Origin of the sequence: Carboxydocella thermautotrophica (assembly GCA_003054495.1) — a bacterium.
Lineage (GTDB): Bacteria > Bacillota.
This window is the reverse complement of the sequence record CP028514.1, coordinates 949,775-967,306: the sequence shown is the minus strand read 5'-3', so window position 1 is coordinate 967,306 and position 17,532 is coordinate 949,775. Positions and strand designations below refer to the sequence as shown.

The window sequence follows — 17,532 nt, the reverse complement described above, 5'->3', positions numbered from 1 at the left end:
AAAGTTAATACATAGTAGCAGGAGGTATTCAGTTCATGCTTAATTTAAAGCCCAGTAAACCCATTTATTTTGAACTGTTCTCCAAAAACGGCCAGGCTATTTCCCAGGCCGCCCGGATCCTGAAGGAAACAGTCAATGACATGAGCAAACTGGAAACCAATATGGCTACCCTGAAAAGAATTGAAAGCGAAGGAGACGAAATTACCCGTCAATTGCTGGATGAATTAAACTCCGCGTTAATCACCCCTTTTGATCGAGAAGATGTTTTCCGACTGGCCCAGTTCCTGGATGATATCCTGGATTACATCTATGGCACTGCCGACCGTATGATCCTTTACCGGGCCACTGAGCCCACTCAGTGCGTGAAAGAACTGGCAGAGGTATTAGCTGATGTCTGCGCCCGGGTAGAAAAAGCTGTCTGCCTGCTCAATAAAGTATCCGCCAATCAAGAGGAAATCGTCAAGCTCTGCCGGGAAATCAACAGCCTGGAAAGCCGTGGAGATGCAATTTTCCGTGCCGGTATCCAGAGTCTTTTCGATACCGCTAAAGATCCTATGGATTTTATCCGCTGGAAAGAAATTTATGAGCACATGGAACATCTGCTGGACCTCTGTGAAGATGTAGGCGATGTGCTTAAAGGAGTAGTGCTGAAGTATGCTTAGTATAACAGCACTGCTGATAATCGTGATTGTACTAGCACTCGCTTTTGATTTTATCAATGGTTTTCATGATACTGCCAATGCTATCGCTACTTCTGTCTCAACCCGGGCCTTAAAGCCTCAAACTGCTGTAATGCTTGCTGCCGTTCTCAATTTCGCCGGGGCTATGGCTGGTACAGCGGTAGCCAAAACCATCGGTAAAGGGATCGTTGAGACTTCCCTGGTCAACATGCATACTCTAACCGCTGCCATGCTTGGGGCTATTTTCTGGAACCTGCTCACCTGGTATTACGGTTTTCCCAGCAGTTCCTCCCATGCCCTCATCGGCGGCCTGGTAGGTGCTGCCATCGCCTCGGGCGGCTGGCAAGCAGTTATTATTAAAGGCTTTACAGAAAAAGTTCTGTTACCACTGGTATTATCCCCCATTATCGGTTATTTAATCGGCTTTACCTTGATGACCGTTTTTTACTGGATATTCGGCTGGTTCGCTCCTGGCAAAGTCAATAATGTCTTTCGGCGTTTGCAGATTTTGTCCGCTATGTCCGCAGCATTTTCCCATGGTTCCAATGATGCGCAAAAAACGATGGGTATTATCGCCCTCGCCCTCTATAGTGCCCAGGTCATTCCCGAATTCACCGTACCAACCTGGGTTAAAGCAGCCTGCGCCCTGGCCATGGGGCTGGGCACAGCTGCCGGTGGCTGGCGCATTATCAAAACCATGGGCAGCAAAATCTTCAAGATGGAACCCATTCATGGCTTTGCCGCTGATGTCACTTCCTCTACAGTTATTTACGGTGCCTCCTTACTGGGGGTTCCGGTCAGTACCACCCATGTGGTCTCCTCCTCCATTCTGGGGGTAGGTTCGGCCAAACGCTTTTCTGCTGTGAACTGGCAGGTAGCCATCAATATCATTACCGCCTGGTTTTTAACCATTCCTGCCTCCGGTTTGGTAGCTTATCTGACTTACTGGTTAATCAAAGGAGTATAGGATTTATGGCACTTTGATTGCGAACAGCGCAATTTAAAGTGCCTTATTTTTTAAATTATTTTAATTAAAAACCCGTGACCAAACGGCCACGGGTTAAAGCTAGCGCACTCTAGGAGGCTGGGGTTCTTCATTCCGGGTTTCAGCCTGCGGGAAAACAACACCTTGAACATGGACGTTTACTTCCACTACCGTCATTCCGGTCATGCTTTCCACTGCATTCTTGACAGCAGCCTGTACCTGGCCGGCTACATCGGGAATACGCACCCCGTACTCTACCACCAGGAAAATATCAATGGCCACTTCGCGCTCCCCTACTTCCGCCTTGACGCCTTTACTGGGGTTTTTCTTGAAGATCTCGGCAATTCCCCCCATCAGACTGCCGCTCATTCCGGCGACCCCGGGTACATCACTGGCTGCCAGGCCGGCGATGATGCTGATCACTTCCGGAACAATCCGAACTGCCCCCAGGTCTCCCTGATGCTCCACTATAGTACTGGTATCCATGGGCGCCACCTCCTGTACTTATTAGCTTTATTATACAAAATCAGCTTTCATCATTCAACAGGCGGCGCTGGATAAAGTTAGTATAAACTTCTCCCCTCTGGAAGAAGGCATTTTCCAGAATGCGCAAATGGAAGGGAATGGTGGTATGAATGCCTTCAATAACAAACTCCTGTAAAGCCCGTTGCATGCGGGCGATGGCTTCCTGCCGGTCCCGCCCCCAGACGATCAGCTTGCCCACCATGGAGTCATAATAGGGGGGTATGACATAGCCCTGATAAACAGCACTATCCAGCCGAACCCAGGGCCCCGCCGGGGGATGGTAGAAGGTGATCTGTCCTGGACTGGGCAGAAAATTGCGGGCTGGGTCCTCGGCATTGATCCGGCATTCAATGGCATGGCCATGGATGCGGATATCCTCTTGAGTATAACCCAGCTCCTCTCCGGCAGCAATCCGAATTTGTTCTTTGATCAGATCGATTCCGGTAATCAGTTCGGTTACCGGATGCTCTACCTGAATCCGGGTATTCATTTCCATAAAATAAAAATCGCCGTGTTTATCCAGCAAAAACTCAATGGTACCTGCATTGTAGTAACCCACAGCCCGGGCTGCCCGGATGGCCGCTTCTCCCATGCGTTGCCGCAATTCCGGGGTCAAGGCCGGGGAAGGTGCTTCCTCCAGCAATTTCTGGTTACGGCGCTGGATAGAGCAATCCCTTTCTCCCAGGTGAACTATGTTACCGTACTTGTCGCCCAGAATCTGAAATTCGATATGACGGGGTTCTTCCACATATTTTTCGATGTAAACCGCTTCATTGCCAAAGGCAGCCTTGGCCTCAGCCTGGGCGGTCTGCAGCTGTTTCAGCAATTCCCGCTCACTCTGAGCCACCCGCATACCCCGGCCGCCGCCACCGGCTGCAGCCTTGATCATCACTGGATAGCCGATTTCCCCGGCCACTCGCAGTGCTTCTTCCTCAGAAAGGACAACCCCTTCTGTCCCGGGCACCACTGGTACCCCTGCCTTAATCATAGTTTCCCGGGCTACCGCCTTGTCCCCCATTTTCCGGATGGCATCCACCGGGGGACCAATAAAGGTAATGCCGCAGCTCTGACAGATTTCAGCGAAATCTGCGTTTTCCGAAAGAAAACCAAAACCGGGATGGATGGCCTCTGCCCCTGAAACCTCCGCCGCTGCAATGATGTTGGTAATATTGAGATAACTCTTGGCCGAAGGAGCAGGGCCGATACAATAGGCTTCATCAGCAATTCTGGCATGCAAACTGTCCCGGTCTGCCTCGGAATAGACTGCTACAGTAGCAATCCCCAGTTCCCGGCAGGCCCGGATAATGCGCAACGCAATTTCTCCCCGGTTGGCGATCAGGATTTTTTTAAACATCTGTCCACCTCCAGGGCCCATTACATTTTTTCAATCAGGAACAACGGCTGACCATATTCCACCGGTTGTCCGTTCTCTACCAGTACCGCCACTACCTTGCCGCTGACTTCGGCCTCAATCTCATTCATCAGCTTCATGGCTTCGATAATACAAACTGTCTGACCTTCAGTTACCATGCTGCCCACTTCCACAAAGGGGGGTGCATCCGGAGCCGGAGACCGGTAGAAAGTACCTACCATTGGGGATACGATTTCTACTGTATTGGCCTTGCAGACCTCAGGAGCAGGTGACACTGCCGGAGCCGGGGCTGCTGCAGGCTGTTCCGCCGCTACAGCCGGAGCCGGGGCCGGAGCTGCCTCTGTTACCACCTGGGTAATCACCGGGGTAGGAGCCATCATTACCGGAGCTGCTCCTCCCTTGCGAATGGCTACTTTAACTCCATCGCTTTCCAGGTGGACTTCGGTAATATCGGTATCCTGTATAACCTTAATCAATTCCTTGATTTCCTTCAGGTTCAGCATATTCTCCTCCTCAGCTGCTGTCCCGCCTGTAACCTCTTGCTGTACAGGGGGCTGATTTTCTTTTTTGGGCGGCCGGCCAACGGCTTCTGCTGCCGCTTCCGCCTGTTTTTGCCGTCTGAACTCAAAAAACTTGCGAGCGACCTGGGGAAAGAGAGCATAAGACAGCACGTCTTCAGGACTGGTCGCCAGATCTTTGATTTCTTCCGCACACCTGGCCAGTCTGGGCTCTAGCAGGTCAGCCGGACGGCAAGCAATTGGTTCCTCATTCCCCAGAATCCGGCGTGCTATTTCCTCTTTGATAGGAGCCGGCGGTCTGCCATAATAGCCGCGGACATAGGCTTTGACTTCACCGGGTACCAGCTTATAGCGTTCCCCGGCCAGCACATTTAATACCGCCTGGGTACCTACAATCTGACTGGTGGGAGTTACCAGCGGCGGATAGCCCAGATCCTCCCGCACCCGTGGTATTTCGGCCAAAACCTCCTGGATCCGGTGCAGGGCCCGTTGTTCTTCCAGCTGGGAAACCAGGTTGGAAATCATGCCTCCCGGTACCTGATGTTCAAAGACCTTCATATCAGTAATCCTGGTCACGCCCCGCTCGTACCCGTTTTTACGCCGCAATTCTTCAAAATAATGGGCAATCTCGAACAGCAGGTGGATGTCCAGTCCGGTGTCAAACTCCGTCCCTTCAAAAGCCCGGACCACTGTTTCTACCGGGGGCTGAGAAGCGCCAAAAGCCAGGGGCACAGCAGCTGTATCTACGATATCGACACCGGCATCAGCAGCCTTAAGATATGCCCCTACCGCCATACCCCCGATGTAATGGCTGTGCAACTCTACTGTCACCTTCAGTTCCTCTTTCAGAGCTTTTACCAGCTCATATGCCCGGTAGGGCGCCAGCAGACCAGCCATATCCTTGATGCAGATGGAATCAGTGCCCAGGCCAATCAGCTGCCGGGCCGTTTCCAGATAATGTTCCAGGGTATGCACCGGGCTGATGGTATAAACCACAGCGGCCTGAACATGAGCTCCTGCTTTTTTCGCCGCTTCAATGGGTTTGGCCAGGTTGCGCACATCATTTAAGGCATCGAAAATGCGGATGATATCGATTCCGTTCTCCACCGCTTTTTTTACGAACTCTTCAACGATATCATCAGGATAATGCTGATATCCCACCAGGGATTGGCCCCTTAACAACATCTGCAAGGGGGTGCGGTGAACATGCCGTTTGATGGTGCGCAGGCGTTCCCAGGGGTCTTCATTCAGGTAACGGAGACAAACATCAAAGGTTGCTCCCCCCCAGACCTCTAAAGCATTATATCCTACTTTATCCAATTTGTCCAGAATGGGCACCATTTCCTCCGTTCGCATCCTGGTAGCCCACAGGCTCTGGTGTCCATCCCTTAAAGTAGTATCAGTAATGCGCACACGCTTTTTCACCATGACTTTCCCCCTTACTTCTTCATAAGCAAAGACCCAGGCCTAAAGTGCCTGGGCAATTTTCACCTTTCTGTCTGTTATTATACTGTGCAAAAGTTCAGTTGGGAACTAATCCACAACAAGTATACAATATATCTACTTTTTAGGAATTATAATTATATCCGCAGGATTTCTGCCACTGACTTTGGCTACCAGATCCGTCAAACGGGCCAGTCCATCCCCATCCAGAGCCTGTTCCTTCACTACCACCGTAGCCCCTTTTTCCTGTAGAAAAACTACTACATCTTGAAAATTTTTGGCTTTGAGCAAATTCTCCACTTCCACCTCTTTGGCGGCACTGGCGGTCAGGTTAAGTAACTGTTCCTGTGCCTTGCGCTTGATTTCGGCTGCCCCATCCCCCGCTACAATCTCCTTCAGTGTCTCAATTTGCTGACTCCTGATCCGATCCCGTTCCAGACGGTAGTCCTCAAAAAAACCATTGCTTTCCCGGGTCTCCGGCTGCAGTACCGGAGTAGCCGGCAATTTAGGCTGTTCCTCTTTTCCGGTAGGCAGTGGTGCCGGCTTCTCGCTTAACTGATGAGCAGTACTTTTAGCCTGCCTGAGGCTATTAACAAAATCGATAAAATCATCATTAACCGAAAGTCCTGCCAGTAAAATCAAACCGCCAACAATCGCCACCATTCCCCAGTCTTTAAACTTTCTCTCCATCTGTAAAACCTCCTCCATGATTTTTTACTGCGCAGCAATCACCGTTACCCGATGCACAGGAATATGGAACAGAGTTGCCACAGTGTTAGCCAGCTGGGCCTTAATAACCGGATCGCGGGCCCCGGTAGCAGCCACCACTACCCCCTCAATGGGCGGACGCACCGCCTGCACCATCACCGGTACCTCCTGTGAGCCATTACGGGTTAGAACCAGCTGGTTCTGTTCCGTTACTTCCGTTATGGTCCGGTTGCCACCCCGCTCATCCTTTTCCTGGGTTGTGCGCCGGGTGATATTGGAGTTCACCGCAAAGTTACGGTTTTCCGTGGCCTTTAACACTACCCGCACCTTGATTTCTCCAGCTCCAGCTACCTGGCGCAGAATATCTGTTGCCTTGGTTTCCAGTTCCCGTTCCGCACTGGCGATGTCACTATCCCGCTGGGACGTAGCCGGTGCGGAAACCGGCACTTCCTGGTTTTGTCCGCCCCCAGGTAATAAACCATAAACCAGCAAACCTAAACCAATTAAACCCCAGAGGCCATATTTTTTTAAGTAAGCCAGAGCTTTTTCGCTTACCGGTGTTTCATTGAACATATTCCTACCTGGTTCAAAAAACTTGACTGTTTTTATCTCCAGCCAAGTTGGCCCCCAGACCAGGATTTCGCCTCCTTTCCGAATACTTGATTTGCCCCCGCGGGGCAGGGCGACAGGGGACCTCGGCCCGGGAGTTCCACCCGGACGGGAGTACTGCACCGGTTTATGCTGACCTCCCGGTGGGAGTATAACTCCGCCTCCCGCGTCCTGTTAGGACGCCTACCGGTTTCTCCGACACCGGCTAAACGGGGTCACCGTACGGACAGGGCCAATAACTTCAGGTCAGGCCAGACGGAGTTATACGCCTCCTGCTGACACGGAGCAAGCCCGTTATGCACAGAAAGCCTCTCCCCCAGCCGCCTCAAGCAGGCCCTGACCCCACGGGTCATCCCTTTTCCTTCCCCAGGTCTATCAGGATTAACCTTCCGGGTCAGGTTTTGCTTGATTTGCGATACCAGTTGCCTGAGTTCTTCAGTCACCCGTTCCCTGAACCCCATTGCCCGACGACCTATAACCAGTGCCGCCGCGCAATGCACCGGAACGGCGTAACGTTTCATATACTTCCAGTTTCATATACTTCCAGTAACCTATGGTTGAAGTATGCCGGGGTGATACTAACTTGTTATTAGTGTCCAGTCTGTCTTTGCCAAAGTTCAGGTTTTCTAAAACAATGGGTTTGCCTGAAAAGAATGCTATATCTACCACTACTTTGGCTAAAACGCCTATCAGGTAGCTACGCCGGAAGCTGGAAGTATGGGCTAAGTCTGGTATTCTGATATAAAGAAAGCCGTTCGGGTAAGGGATAACCTGAAACTCTCCTTCGTACTTGCCCAGGTTGCCGGGATAAGGAACGCTGAAGCCCTCCGGCCACGGCTCCGGCTGGCCGGAAGCGCTAACGTTACACAGGGCTACCCCATCAGGGTTTGTGTCTATAGCCAGACAACCTTTAGCAAAGTCCGGTTCCTGCACCCTGACCACTTCAAATGTCAAATGTACCAAATAGCGTCCTTCCAGGGTACGGATCAGTTCTACCGCATAGGGTAACTTCATGGTCAGCCATATCTGCACCAGTTCCCGGTGTTTTTCCGGCAGCCACAACTTACCCTCAACCCTGGGGGCCTGGCTCATCCTGGGGCGACCAAGTTTATCTATGCCTGTCTGTTCAGAAAGGTGGGAGAGGGAAACCGCCAGGCGGAAGTCCTGTCCGTCATAAAATATCTTAATGTTGGGGTTGCCTCCCTTGCTCTCGTCTCCCCGGGAGTAGAGGCGATTCCTGCGGGCGTGCCGCCATTTTTCACGGGCGGCCCGGCCCTGGCAGACCTTTTCCCATAGCCTTCTGCCCCCAAAGACTACCTCTGGTATTGTACCCTTCTCCTGGTAATCCTTCAGTTCAGCCAGCCTTTTTGCCAGTGAAACCACCCGCTTGTTCCGCCCCTTGACTGCCAGGCGGAGCTTTTCAATAACTTCTGAAGCAGCCCCCTTTTCCTCTGCCTTCGCCAGTTTCCTCATAGCCAGGCTGAGTTTCTTCCTGGCCCGGCCCAGTTTCTTTTCTGTTTCTTCATTTTCTAACTTCAGCAGTTCTGTTTGGGAGTCCAGCAGGGCCTGTGCTTTAAGTCTGGCATCATCCGTATAGCGGGAGTTCAGCCCGAAAAGTTCTTGTCCTGACTTCTTGATTTCACGGCGGGAAGCACCTTCCAGGAGCCGGTTAAAGGCCCACCGCATACAGGCACAGAAGAGACGCATCTCCGTAGTCAGCGGGTCTTCTTCGCCCCTGCTCCACTTCGAAGACCGGTAAGTCGGGTAAATCTCCGGAAAAAACTCCCCGCACACAGTCATGCTAAATTTGTTCTTCTCGTGTTTCTCTGGCATTCCTGATCAGCTCCCCGAAACCCTGCCGGACTTTGCTGCTTCTCCAATGGATAATAGTTCCATTTTTTTATTGTAGCAAAACAGTTAAATACAATCAATTATAGTCTAGTTTTCTGAAGCTGCTGCTTACCTCCCCACCGTTATTTTTATTAGCCCGGGGTCAAGTCCATACAGCCGGGCCAGAGTTTTCGCCAGGCGTCGGGTATCCACCCCTGCCCCGCTCTCACCCCGGGCCATTACATCCACACTCTGATGCTCGGCCAGCCCCTGTGCTTCCAGCTGGACAGTCAGCTCCTGTAATTGAACTTTTCCCCCGCTGGTATCCAACCGGACATCGATTTTATCCACCCTGGCACCGGTTATGCTTTCGGCTACTGCACTAACCTGCTGAGACAGTTGTTCCTTCAGCCTGTTTTCACTTTCAGCCAGAGCTTCCTGACGTAATCGCTCCCCTTCCCGCAGGGCTGTCTCAATTTGTGGCAGGCCGCCTCCGCTAAAAGCCTGTAAGCGGCTGCTCCAGTCTTCCTTGACTAGTCCCAGAATTGGTTCTAGCACTGTAACCAGCAAGAAGAGGCCGATTACCAGACGTACAGTCCCTTTCAGGCCACTGCGGGGCAAGAGCAGCTCCAGCAGCAAGGCCAGCAAGGACAAAACCAGAAGTTGTCCTACAATCTGTCGCAAGAGCTCCATATTTCCCCTCCTTAGCGCAAGGCAGTAGCCAGATTGCTGGCAGCGATCAAGCCGGAAATCATCAAGAAGAACATTAAACCGGTAATAGCAACCGCCCCGAACATCAGGGTCAGGCTTGTGTCTACCTGCTCTAAGGCATCCGCCAGTTTACCGGCACTCAAAGGTTGCAGGAGAGCTGCCGCCAGTTTCAGGGTAAAAGTAACTGCCAGGATTTTTAAGGCGGGCAGTACGGCCAGGAGAGCAATAATAACCAGGCCGGTTAAACCCACTGCACTTTTCATCAGAACCGCCCCGCTCACCACCGTTTCCACAGCATCACTGAGCATGCCACCTACCACCGGGACCAGAGCATCGGTGGCAAATTTGGCCGTTCGCAAAGCTACCCCGTCAGCTACACCACTGCCTACCCCCTGGACGGATATAATGCCCAGTACCACCGTCATCAAAAGGCCGATAGCAAAAACTGCACCGGTACGCAGTAACCCGGCCAGTTTGCTGACTTGAACTTTGCCGGTTACCTCATTAACCAGTCCCAGTAAAGCAGCCAGACCAATGAGAGGTATTACCACAAATTCCATCAAAGTAGCGGTAAGGGTTGCCGCTCCCACCAGCATAGTACTGAAAAAGGAGGAACCGAGAAAGGAGCCGGTTAATACCACCAGGGTTAACAGTACAGGTGCCAGAATCTGAATAAACCGGGTCATTTCCTTAACTCCATCAATTGCAACTCCAGCCGTAACGGCAAAGGTTTTCAAAACAATCGTGAACACTACTAAATAGATGATAGCCGCCGCTGTTTCCGCCACTCCCTTGTTTTCCAGGGAATCAGCTACCGTCCGCGTTAACCCCAGCAGGACCCCTAGCACCAGCAATTGACCCAGCAGTTTCAGGTTGGCCAGAAGCTGGCGGGAGAAAAAACTAAGCAATCCACTCAATACTTGTCCCACACCGAGAGACCACTCGCCCCGTTTCAAACTCTCCAGCAGATTCCGAAAATTGATCTGGGGCATATAGGGGGCCAGCTCCCGGTCTATGCGAGCCAGGTATTCCTGCAAGCCACTGAGATCCACCTGATTTTCCGGGCTGGCGGCCAGTACCGGCTGGATTCCAGCCGCCAGAACCAGGCTGACTAATAACAGAATTATTAACAGTTTTCTTTTCATATTCTTCACCTCATGGCATCAGCCCCAGGACCGACTGGATGATGGCCAGAATGACCGGCACCGCCAGGATCAGAATCAGGATTTTGGCTACCAGCTCTACCTTGCCAGCAATGGCTCCTTCTCCCGCATCCCGGCAAACCTGGGCCCCGAATTCAGCTATATAAGCGATGCCGATTATTTTCAGCACCATCCCCAGGTAAGCCTGGTTGACATTGGCTTTACTGGCCAGCTGTTGCAGAATATCAAAAATTGCTCCCACCTTGGTAAGAACCAGGCCAAACAAGCCCGCTGCTACAACCAGAGTGACAAACAGGGCCAGTTCCGGCCGAATCTGTTTTAACACCAGAATCAGCAAACTGGCCAGCAGGGCCACTCCTACTACCTGTATGATTTCCATCGCCCTCACCCCGTCAGTAGAGCATAAAGACGCTTTTGACTTCCTGGAAGAGGTCCCCCAGCAGCTTGACTACTACCACCAGCACCATTACTATCCCGGCCAGTACCGCCATTTTGCCGATCTCCTCATTTTTAGCCTCTTTCAATACAGCCATAATCACCATCAGTAACACGCCCAGGCCAGCAATTTGAAACAAGAGCTGTAAATTGACGATTTTCATGTTTATACCTCCCGTCAGAGCAATAATATGGTAAGAGCCAGGCCCCCCAGTAAGCCCAGATAACTGACCGGCCGGCAATAGCGCCGGGCTGCTGCCCTGGCTACTTCCTCCTGCTGGGCTAATTGCTGGCGAACCAGGGCCAGATGTTTGGCCTGGTCCAGGCGGTCAGAATTGCCCAGACTGCCTCCCAGACTGGCCAGCACCTCCCGGTCAACAGGGGTTAAAGGCTGGTTCCGCCACCAGTCTTCTACAGCCTCTTGCCAGACTTCGCCACCGGTTTTACCTTTGTTTCCCTGCATTTTGGCGGCAGCCAGCAAAAACAGCTCTCCTACTGCCCCCTGATTCACTGCTCCGCAATGCAAAAAAGCATCCGCTAATGGCACCGCCCCGAAAACGATCTGGGTTTCCAGGACCTGTAAACCGTTCTGCAAGGCCGCCAGCAGCTGGGGTCTTTTTCGCAGCTGTCCAGCTATAGTCAATCCGGCTGCTGAGGATGACCCCACTACCAGCAGCATCCCGGCCAGTTTCAGCCACATAATTTCACCTCCTCAGCGCAGGTAAACTTTTTCCACTGTCCCCGGCCCTTCCCGGCGGCTTAACACTACGATTCTCTGGAAAAGGCGCAGGGCCAGCAATTCCCGTCCAAACGGCCGGCGGGCCAGATCGTTGATCCCGGCCCCATGGATACTGGCCAGCAAAATTGCCCCGCTATTGGCTGCTTCCAGCAACGCCTGCTGATCAGCAGCAGTTCCGATTTCATCACAGACTACCAGTTCCGGCCCCATGGTGCGAATTAACATAGACAGCCCTTCCGCTTTAGGACAGCCATCCAGCACATCGGTGCGGGGGCCAACTTCCAGCTGAGGTATCCCTTGATAACAGCCGGCAATTTCCGACCGCTCGTCCACCAGGCCCACAGTCAGAGGGGCCAGTCCGGCTGCCGGCCAGCCGCTACTAGCCAGTCTGACTAAATCTCTGAGCAAAGTGGTTTTCCCACAGCGCGGTGGCGAGATAATCAGGGTGCTATGAAGTCTGCCTGTTACTTTATCCAGCAGCTGGGGCAATAGCTTTTCTCCTACCCCTGGATACTGCCGGGCCAGGCGGATATTGAGGGAACCGAAATGCTGAAAACCCCGGATTTTGTTGCCGTCCCTTAGCACCTTGCCGGCAATACCCACCCGGTGTCCACCGGGTAGGGTAAGATATCCCTTGCTCAATTCCGCCTCATAGGCATAAATGGAAGCAGCCGTCATTATATTCAGGGTCCGGGCAATATCCTCAGCGGTAACCAGTACCGGCTCTCCTTCCAGTCGCGGCCACATCTCCTCATCTCCCAGCCGCAGCTGCAGCGGTCGCCCAGCCCGCAACCGGATTTCCTCCACCAGGGGCCAGCGCTCAGGCGGTACTGTCAGCACCGCTGCAGCCAGGTTAGGAGCCAGCCAGGCTGCTATCTTTTCCAACCCCCTCACCCCCCTTTCTGTACCCATGTATATGCGAACTTGTCTACTTTATGCCAGCATGAAAAAAACCTGAAGGCAAATCGCCTCCAGGTTTTCCGTTGCAGCATATTAAATTTAAATGTCTTCTTCTTCAGCTCTGGCTTGTTGGCCAGCTTTTTCCACTTCTGACCAGTCTACATCCTGGTCATTAACAAACACTACTGTGTCACAATTGGGGCAGGTTACTTCAATCAAATCCTCATCATCAATGATATCCCGTTCAAAGGCCACTATTTCATGGCAGTTGGGGCATTCCACATCGACAAATTCATCTTCATCCAGATCTTCAAACTCATCATGGTCATGGCCACAGTCGCAGACAGTATCCAGCTCCTCTTCCAGCTCTTCCAGATCCTCATCAATGGACTCTACATAATCAGCCAGTTCTTCATAGGCTTCATCCAGTTCATCGATCTTCTCGGCCATATGCTTGAGCACATCGATGACTTCTACCAGCAAACGCCCTTCCCTGGTTTCACTATTGATATTCAGCCCATCTGCCAGTCCTTTGAGATAGCTTACCCGTTGTTTCAGGGTTTTCATATTTTCATCCCCTTTCTCTTTCAATCCTGCCCCTTAGGTTTTCCCGCCAGGTCAACAATTATACCCGTTTGATATAGGTGCCGGTCCGGGTATCGATTTGCAGGACATCACCGGTTTCCACAAAGAAGGGCACCTGTACCACCGCTCCGGTTTCCAGAGTGGCCGGTTTGGAACCGCCGGAAGCAGTATCACCCTTGATTCCCGGCGGAGTATCCACTACTTTCAGTTCTACAAAATTGGGCACTTCTACCCCGATGGTCTGTCCCTGGAACATCAACACATGGATATTCATATTGTCTTTAAGCCACTTGATGGCATCTCCCAGTTGCTCTTTGGACAACATGACCTGGTCATAGGTTTCCATATCCATAAAGTTGTAGTTTTCGCCATCATTATAGAGATACTGCATTTCTTTCCGTTCCACATGGGCTTTGGGCACTTTCTCTCCGGCATTGAAAGTTCTCTCAATGACAGCACCGGTACGCACATTTTTCAGCTTGGTGCGCACAAAAGCAGCACCCTTACCCGGTTTGACGTGCTGAAATTCCACGATCTGATAAACATCTCCTTCGACCTCAATGGTCATGCCATTACGAAAATCGTTGGAAGAAATCATCTGTTAACTCAACCTCCTGTTTTATCTCTAGAGTTCTATTTCCAAAAGGGTCTTCGGAGCTTTGGTCAACACCCGGCAACCCTCAGGAGTAACAACAACCACATCCTCAATCCTTACCCCACCCCAGCCGGGCAGGTAAATTCCCGGTTCAACAGTCAATACCATCCCGGGAGCAAGGGTCACATCTCCCTGGGGAGAAAGGCGTGGTTCTTCATGGATCACCAGACCCAGACTGTGGCCCAGACCATGGCCAAAATTCCGGCCATAACCGGCAGCGCTGATCAGATCCCGGGCCACTTTGTCCACTTCCCGTCCTGTTAATCCCGGCCGGATGACAGCCAGAGCCTGTAGCTGCGCCGCCAGCACGGTTTCATAAACTTTTTTCTGTTCTGCCGTGGCTTTCCCCAGCACCACTGTTCGGGTCATATCCGAATGATAACCCTGCCAGACTGCCCCAAAATCCAGTTTGAGGAAATCCCCGGCCTGCAGCTGCCGTTGGCTGGGAGTAGCATGAGGCAAGGAAGAACGGGGCCCGGAGGCCACGATAGAAGGAAAAGCCAGTCCTTCACTGCCCAGCCGCCGCAGAATAAATTCCAATTCCAGAGCCAGTTCCAGTTCCGAAATCCCGGGTTTAATTACAGGTAGCAAGCGCTCAAAGGCCTGGTCGGCAATATGTACTGCTTTTTCGATCAGAGCCAGCTCCTGTTCATCTTTGAGCCAGCGCAGCCGTTCCACCAGCCCTTCCCGGGCCACCAGTTCCAGGGGCTTAAGTTTTTCCTGCAGGGTTTGTCCCTGTTTATAGGGCAGAAAATCCGCTTCAAAACCTACATTACTGATACCGGTCTCCCTGATGGTCTGCACCAGTTTTTCCATGGGCTGATTGCCCAGGTCGATTACCTGCCAGCCATCCGCCTGGGCTGCAGCCTGTTCTAGATAGCGAAAATCCGTCAACAGCAGGGTATCCTTTTCCGTAATCAACAACCAGCCATTACTGCCGGTAAAACCGCTGAGGTAGCGGCGGTTCTCCGGCCGGTTGACCAGATAGCCCTCCAGTTTTTCCTGTTGCAAATATTGTCTCAACTTATGTACTCTTGAATTCATTGATTTTCCTCCTTGGCCAGTAAAGCCGCAACTGCCTGCACTGCCAGCATGTAGCTTTCCGGCCCGAACCCGCATATGGTTCCAGCTGCTACATCGGCAATAACCGAAAGCTGCCGGAAATGTTCCCGGGCATGGATATTGGTCAGGTGCACCTCCACTACCGGCAGATTCACCGCTTTCAGGGCATCCCGCAGGGCAAAACTGTAATGAGTCAGGGCCCCGGGATTGATAATAATAGCCTGACAGCGGCCATAGGCCTGGTGAATGCGGTCAATCAAACTGCCCTCGTGATTGGACTGAAAAAACTCCAGCTCCAGGCCAAACTGGCGCCCCAGTTTTTCCATCATACGGTTGATCTCCACCAGGGTAGTTTCCCCGTAAACCCCTGGTTCTCTGATCCCCAGCAAATTTAGATTTGGTCCATTTAAAACCAGAACTTTTTTCATCCTTTTCACCACCTGTCTTAAACCCATCAGTACAATATTTTACCACAAGTAGTCAAGGGAATAAAGAAGCATGCCGGAAAAAATCCGACATGCCAGACTGCTACTTGCCACTGACGGGCATGGCTTGAATGCGCACAGTTGGTGAGCCTTTGCCGCCAAAAAAGGTCAGGTCATCAGCAATGGCATCGATTTTTTGCAGTAGCTCAGCCAGATTGCCGGCCAGTGCCACTCCCCGTACCGGTTTGGTTAACTGGCCTTTCTCAATCAGGAAACCGGCTGCTCCAACGGAAAAATCCCCGGAAATGGGGTTGGCTGTATGCATGCCCATTACTTCCGTGACATAGAAACCATATTCAATCTCTGCCAGCAGCTGCTCAGGACTGACGGGTCCAGGTGCGAGAAAGAAATTGGTAGTACCGATTTCAGGAGTGCCTTTAAACCCACTGGGCCGCTGACCATTTCCAGTAGACTGTTTGCCTTCCTTGCGGGCTGCATAAGTGTTGTATAAAAAGCTGTCCAATCGCCCGGCCTGAATCAGGATGGTCTCCTGGGAAGGCACTCCTTCCCCGTCAAAGGGAGCGGACATAATCGCTCCTGGCCGTCGTCCGTCATCAATAAGAGTAACCAGCGGTGCCGCTACATTGCTGCCGATTTTGCCGGCAAAGAGGGACTTGCCTTTTTGAACGGCCTCTGCGGACAAAGCCGGAGCCAGCACGCCCAGGAAAGCGGTAGCAATGCGGGGAGCAAATACCACTGGCATGGTCGCAGTGGTAAGAGGTTCTGCTCCCAGCATGCGGGCTGCCTGCAAACCCGCTTCCCGCCCGATTTCTTCCGGGTTCAGGCTGTTAAAATCCAGAGCATAATTAAAGTGATATCCAGTCTGGGCTTCCCCCTTATCTTCAGCCACTACAAAGGCATAAGCCCCACAGTAGCCTCCCTCATAACTGGCCTTCAGACCTCTGGTATTGACAATGGCGATGGTGTACTGGCTTTCGGAATACCCGCAGGACTCAGTGATTTTTACCCGCGGATCAGCGGCATGGGCTTGCGCCTCCACCCTTTTAGCCAGCTCGATTTTGGTTTCAACCGGCGTCTGCGCCAGCAGGGGGTCTAGTAATTGAAGCTCAGGATAGTCCTTAGCGTTTTCCGGCAGGCCATAGGCCGGGTCAGCCGCAGTATGTACGGCATTAGCCAGCGCCTGCTCCACTGCCCTTTGCACAGCAGCAGGCGAAAAGTCACTGGTATAGGCAAACCCCAGTTTGCCTTCCCGAAACACTCTAATTCCCAAACCCTGTTCCTCCGCCATTTTCAGGGTTTCCACCTGGCTATTCGCCACATCTACTGACAATTCCCGGGAAGAGGAGAGATAAATTTCCCCTTCCACCGTTCCCGCTTTTTTCAAATACGCCAGAGCCTGTTCCCCTATACGCAGGAGTTCTTCCTGTTTCATCCGGCCAACTCCTTTCTTTATCTTCTGCTTAGTATAATTCATCATCCTGGCCCGTATTCCTGCCTGAAAGAAAAAACGGCCCGAAAGGGGCCAAACCGAAAAGATAGGGGGTAGGTATATGCTAACGGCCACAAAGACCGTGTAGCAGCATTTGGAAAACCTGTGGTACCTGGGCCGCCAGACTGTAATGGCGACGGCTCCAGACCCAGCGAGTAACAATATCATCCAGGGTGCCAAAGATCATTTGCCGGGCCAGATATTTATTCAGATCAGGGGCAAAAACCCCCTGGGCCTTCCCTTCTTCAATCAGCTCTTCGATCAAACGGAAATAACCGCGCAGGGTTTCCCCTAGAGCCAGGCGCAAGCGCGGGTCGGACTGGCGCAATTCCACCTGGGTGACTGTGGCCAGATCCGGACTGGCTTCCAGCTTGGTCAGATGAGCCTCCACCAGTTTACGCAGTTTGCTAACCACATCCGGCATTGCTGCGATTTCCTGGCGCACTTCTTCAATAAACTGGCCCATAAACTCATTGAACAAATCAATGAGAATTTCCTCTTTGCTGTCGAAATAGAGATAAATGGTTCCATCGGCTACCCCGGCTTCCCGGGCAATCTTGCTGACCTGGGAGTTGGCATAGCCATTGGCAGCAATCACTTTTACCGCAGCATCGAGGATGGCCTCATACTTCTCTCCCTTTTTCTTTGCCATCTCTCTGCCCCCACCCAATCATTTT

21 protein-coding genes are annotated in these 17,532 nt (G+C 52.1%); 2 read left to right on the top strand and 19 right to left on the bottom strand.

Translation table 11 applies throughout. The features are described from left to right. Positions 1-35 precede the first annotated feature (35 nt). Positions 36-662 (top strand): DUF47 domain-containing protein, encoded by a 627-nt coding sequence (locus tag CTH_RS04815; protein WP_078665155.1) that lies wholly within the window; start codon positions 36-38, stop codon positions 660-662. Further along, complete coding sequence (locus tag CTH_RS04810; protein ID WP_107753224.1) at positions 655-1,647, top strand: inorganic phosphate transporter; 993 nt, start codon at positions 655-657, stop codon at positions 1,645-1,647. The genes CTH_RS04815 and CTH_RS04810 overlap by 8 nt, the downstream gene beginning before the upstream one ends. A gap of 99 nt (positions 1,648-1,746) precedes the next feature. Here the strand turns inward: CTH_RS04810 and CTH_RS04805 are convergent, their stop codons facing one another. From CTH_RS04805 to CTH_RS04720, 19 genes are all read right to left on the bottom strand, one after another. Beyond that, positions 1,747-2,151, bottom strand: coding sequence for an Asp23/Gls24 family envelope stress response protein (locus CTH_RS04805; protein WP_078665157.1), 405 nt, complete (start codon positions 2,149-2,151; stop codon positions 1,747-1,749). A gap of 40 nt (positions 2,152-2,191) precedes the next feature. Further along, positions 2,192-3,544, bottom strand: a complete 1,353-nt coding sequence (gene accC, locus CTH_RS04800; protein ID WP_078665158.1) for an acetyl-CoA carboxylase biotin carboxylase subunit — start codon at positions 3,542-3,544, stop codon at positions 2,192-2,194. 20 nt (positions 3,545-3,564) lie between these two features. Continuing rightward, on the bottom strand, positions 3,565-5,508 hold the full coding sequence (gene accB / locus CTH_RS04795) for an acetyl-CoA carboxylase biotin carboxyl carrier protein (protein ID WP_318262771.1): 1,944 nt from the start codon (positions 5,506-5,508) through the stop codon (positions 3,565-3,567). Between the two features lie 132 nt (positions 5,509-5,640). Beyond that, complete coding sequence (locus CTH_RS04790) at positions 5,641-6,213, bottom strand: SpoIIIAH-like family protein (protein WP_159071833.1); 573 nt, start codon at positions 6,211-6,213, stop codon at positions 5,641-5,643. Between the two features lie 24 nt (positions 6,214-6,237). Then, entirely contained in the window at positions 6,238-6,804 is a 567-nt protein-coding gene (locus CTH_RS04785; RefSeq protein WP_079933117.1) for a hypothetical protein, read from the bottom strand. 251 nt (positions 6,805-7,055) lie between these two features. After that, positions 7,056-7,301 (bottom strand): hypothetical protein, encoded by a 246-nt coding sequence (locus CTH_RS14360; RefSeq protein WP_318262770.1) that lies wholly within the window; start codon positions 7,299-7,301, stop codon positions 7,056-7,058. Beyond that, positions 7,276-8,673, bottom strand: a complete 1,398-nt coding sequence (locus tag CTH_RS04780) for a transposase (protein WP_318262769.1) — start codon at positions 8,671-8,673, stop codon at positions 7,276-7,278. Before CTH_RS04780 ends, CTH_RS14360 begins: the two co-directional genes overlap by 26 nt. 126 nt (positions 8,674-8,799) lie before the next feature. After that, positions 8,800-9,363: a stage III sporulation protein AF gene (locus CTH_RS04775; RefSeq protein ID WP_078666501.1), complete on the bottom strand. Its 564-nt coding sequence runs from the start codon at positions 9,361-9,363 to the stop codon at positions 8,800-8,802. 11 nt (positions 9,364-9,374) lie between these two features. Then, on the bottom strand, positions 9,375-10,526 hold the full coding sequence (spoIIIAE, locus tag CTH_RS04770; RefSeq protein ID WP_078666500.1) for a stage III sporulation protein AE: 1,152 nt from the start codon (positions 10,524-10,526) through the stop codon (positions 9,375-9,377). A 10-nt stretch (positions 10,527-10,536) separates the two neighbouring features. Continuing rightward, on the bottom strand, positions 10,537-10,923 hold the full coding sequence (spoIIIAD, locus tag CTH_RS04765; protein ID WP_107753222.1) for a stage III sporulation protein AD: 387 nt from the start codon (positions 10,921-10,923) through the stop codon (positions 10,537-10,539). A gap of 13 nt (positions 10,924-10,936) precedes the next feature. Beyond that, positions 10,937-11,143 carry a stage III sporulation protein AC gene (spoIIIAC, locus tag CTH_RS04760; RefSeq protein ID WP_078666498.1) on the bottom strand — a complete coding sequence of 69 codons (207 nt, stop codon included), beginning with the start codon at positions 11,141-11,143 and terminating at the stop codon, positions 10,937-10,939. A 14-nt stretch (positions 11,144-11,157) separates the two neighbouring features. Beyond that, positions 11,158-11,679: a hypothetical protein gene (locus CTH_RS04755; protein ID WP_078666497.1), complete on the bottom strand. Its 522-nt coding sequence runs from the start codon at positions 11,677-11,679 to the stop codon at positions 11,158-11,160. A 12-nt stretch (positions 11,680-11,691) separates the two neighbouring features. After that, positions 11,692-12,612, bottom strand: a complete 921-nt coding sequence (spoIIIAA, locus tag CTH_RS04750; RefSeq protein WP_375804197.1) for a stage III sporulation protein AA — start codon at positions 12,610-12,612, stop codon at positions 11,692-11,694. A 105-nt stretch (positions 12,613-12,717) separates the two neighbouring features. Continuing rightward, positions 12,718-13,185: a CD1247 N-terminal domain-containing protein gene (locus CTH_RS04745; protein ID WP_079907096.1), complete on the bottom strand. Its 468-nt coding sequence runs from the start codon at positions 13,183-13,185 to the stop codon at positions 12,718-12,720. A 58-nt stretch (positions 13,186-13,243) separates the two neighbouring features. After that, positions 13,244-13,801 (bottom strand): elongation factor P, encoded by a 558-nt coding sequence (gene efp / locus CTH_RS04740; RefSeq protein ID WP_078666494.1) that lies wholly within the window; start codon positions 13,799-13,801, stop codon positions 13,244-13,246. Positions 13,802-13,828: 27 nt separating this feature from the next. Then, entirely contained in the window at positions 13,829-14,902 is a 1,074-nt protein-coding gene (locus tag CTH_RS04735; RefSeq protein ID WP_078666493.1) for a M24 family metallopeptidase, read from the bottom strand. Next, entirely contained in the window at positions 14,899-15,348 is a 450-nt protein-coding gene (gene aroQ, locus CTH_RS04730) for a type II 3-dehydroquinate dehydratase (RefSeq protein ID WP_078666492.1), read from the bottom strand. The genes CTH_RS04735 and aroQ overlap by 4 nt, the downstream gene beginning before the upstream one ends. Positions 15,349-15,448: 100 nt before the next feature. Next, on the bottom strand, positions 15,449-16,798 hold the full coding sequence (locus tag CTH_RS04725) for a TldD/PmbA family protein (RefSeq protein ID WP_078666491.1): 1,350 nt from the start codon (positions 16,796-16,798) through the stop codon (positions 15,449-15,451). A gap of 121 nt (positions 16,799-16,919) precedes the next feature. Next, positions 16,920-17,507, bottom strand: a complete 588-nt coding sequence (locus tag CTH_RS04720; protein ID WP_078666490.1) for a TetR/AcrR family transcriptional regulator — start codon at positions 17,505-17,507, stop codon at positions 16,920-16,922. Positions 17,508-17,532: the final 25 nt, after the last annotated feature.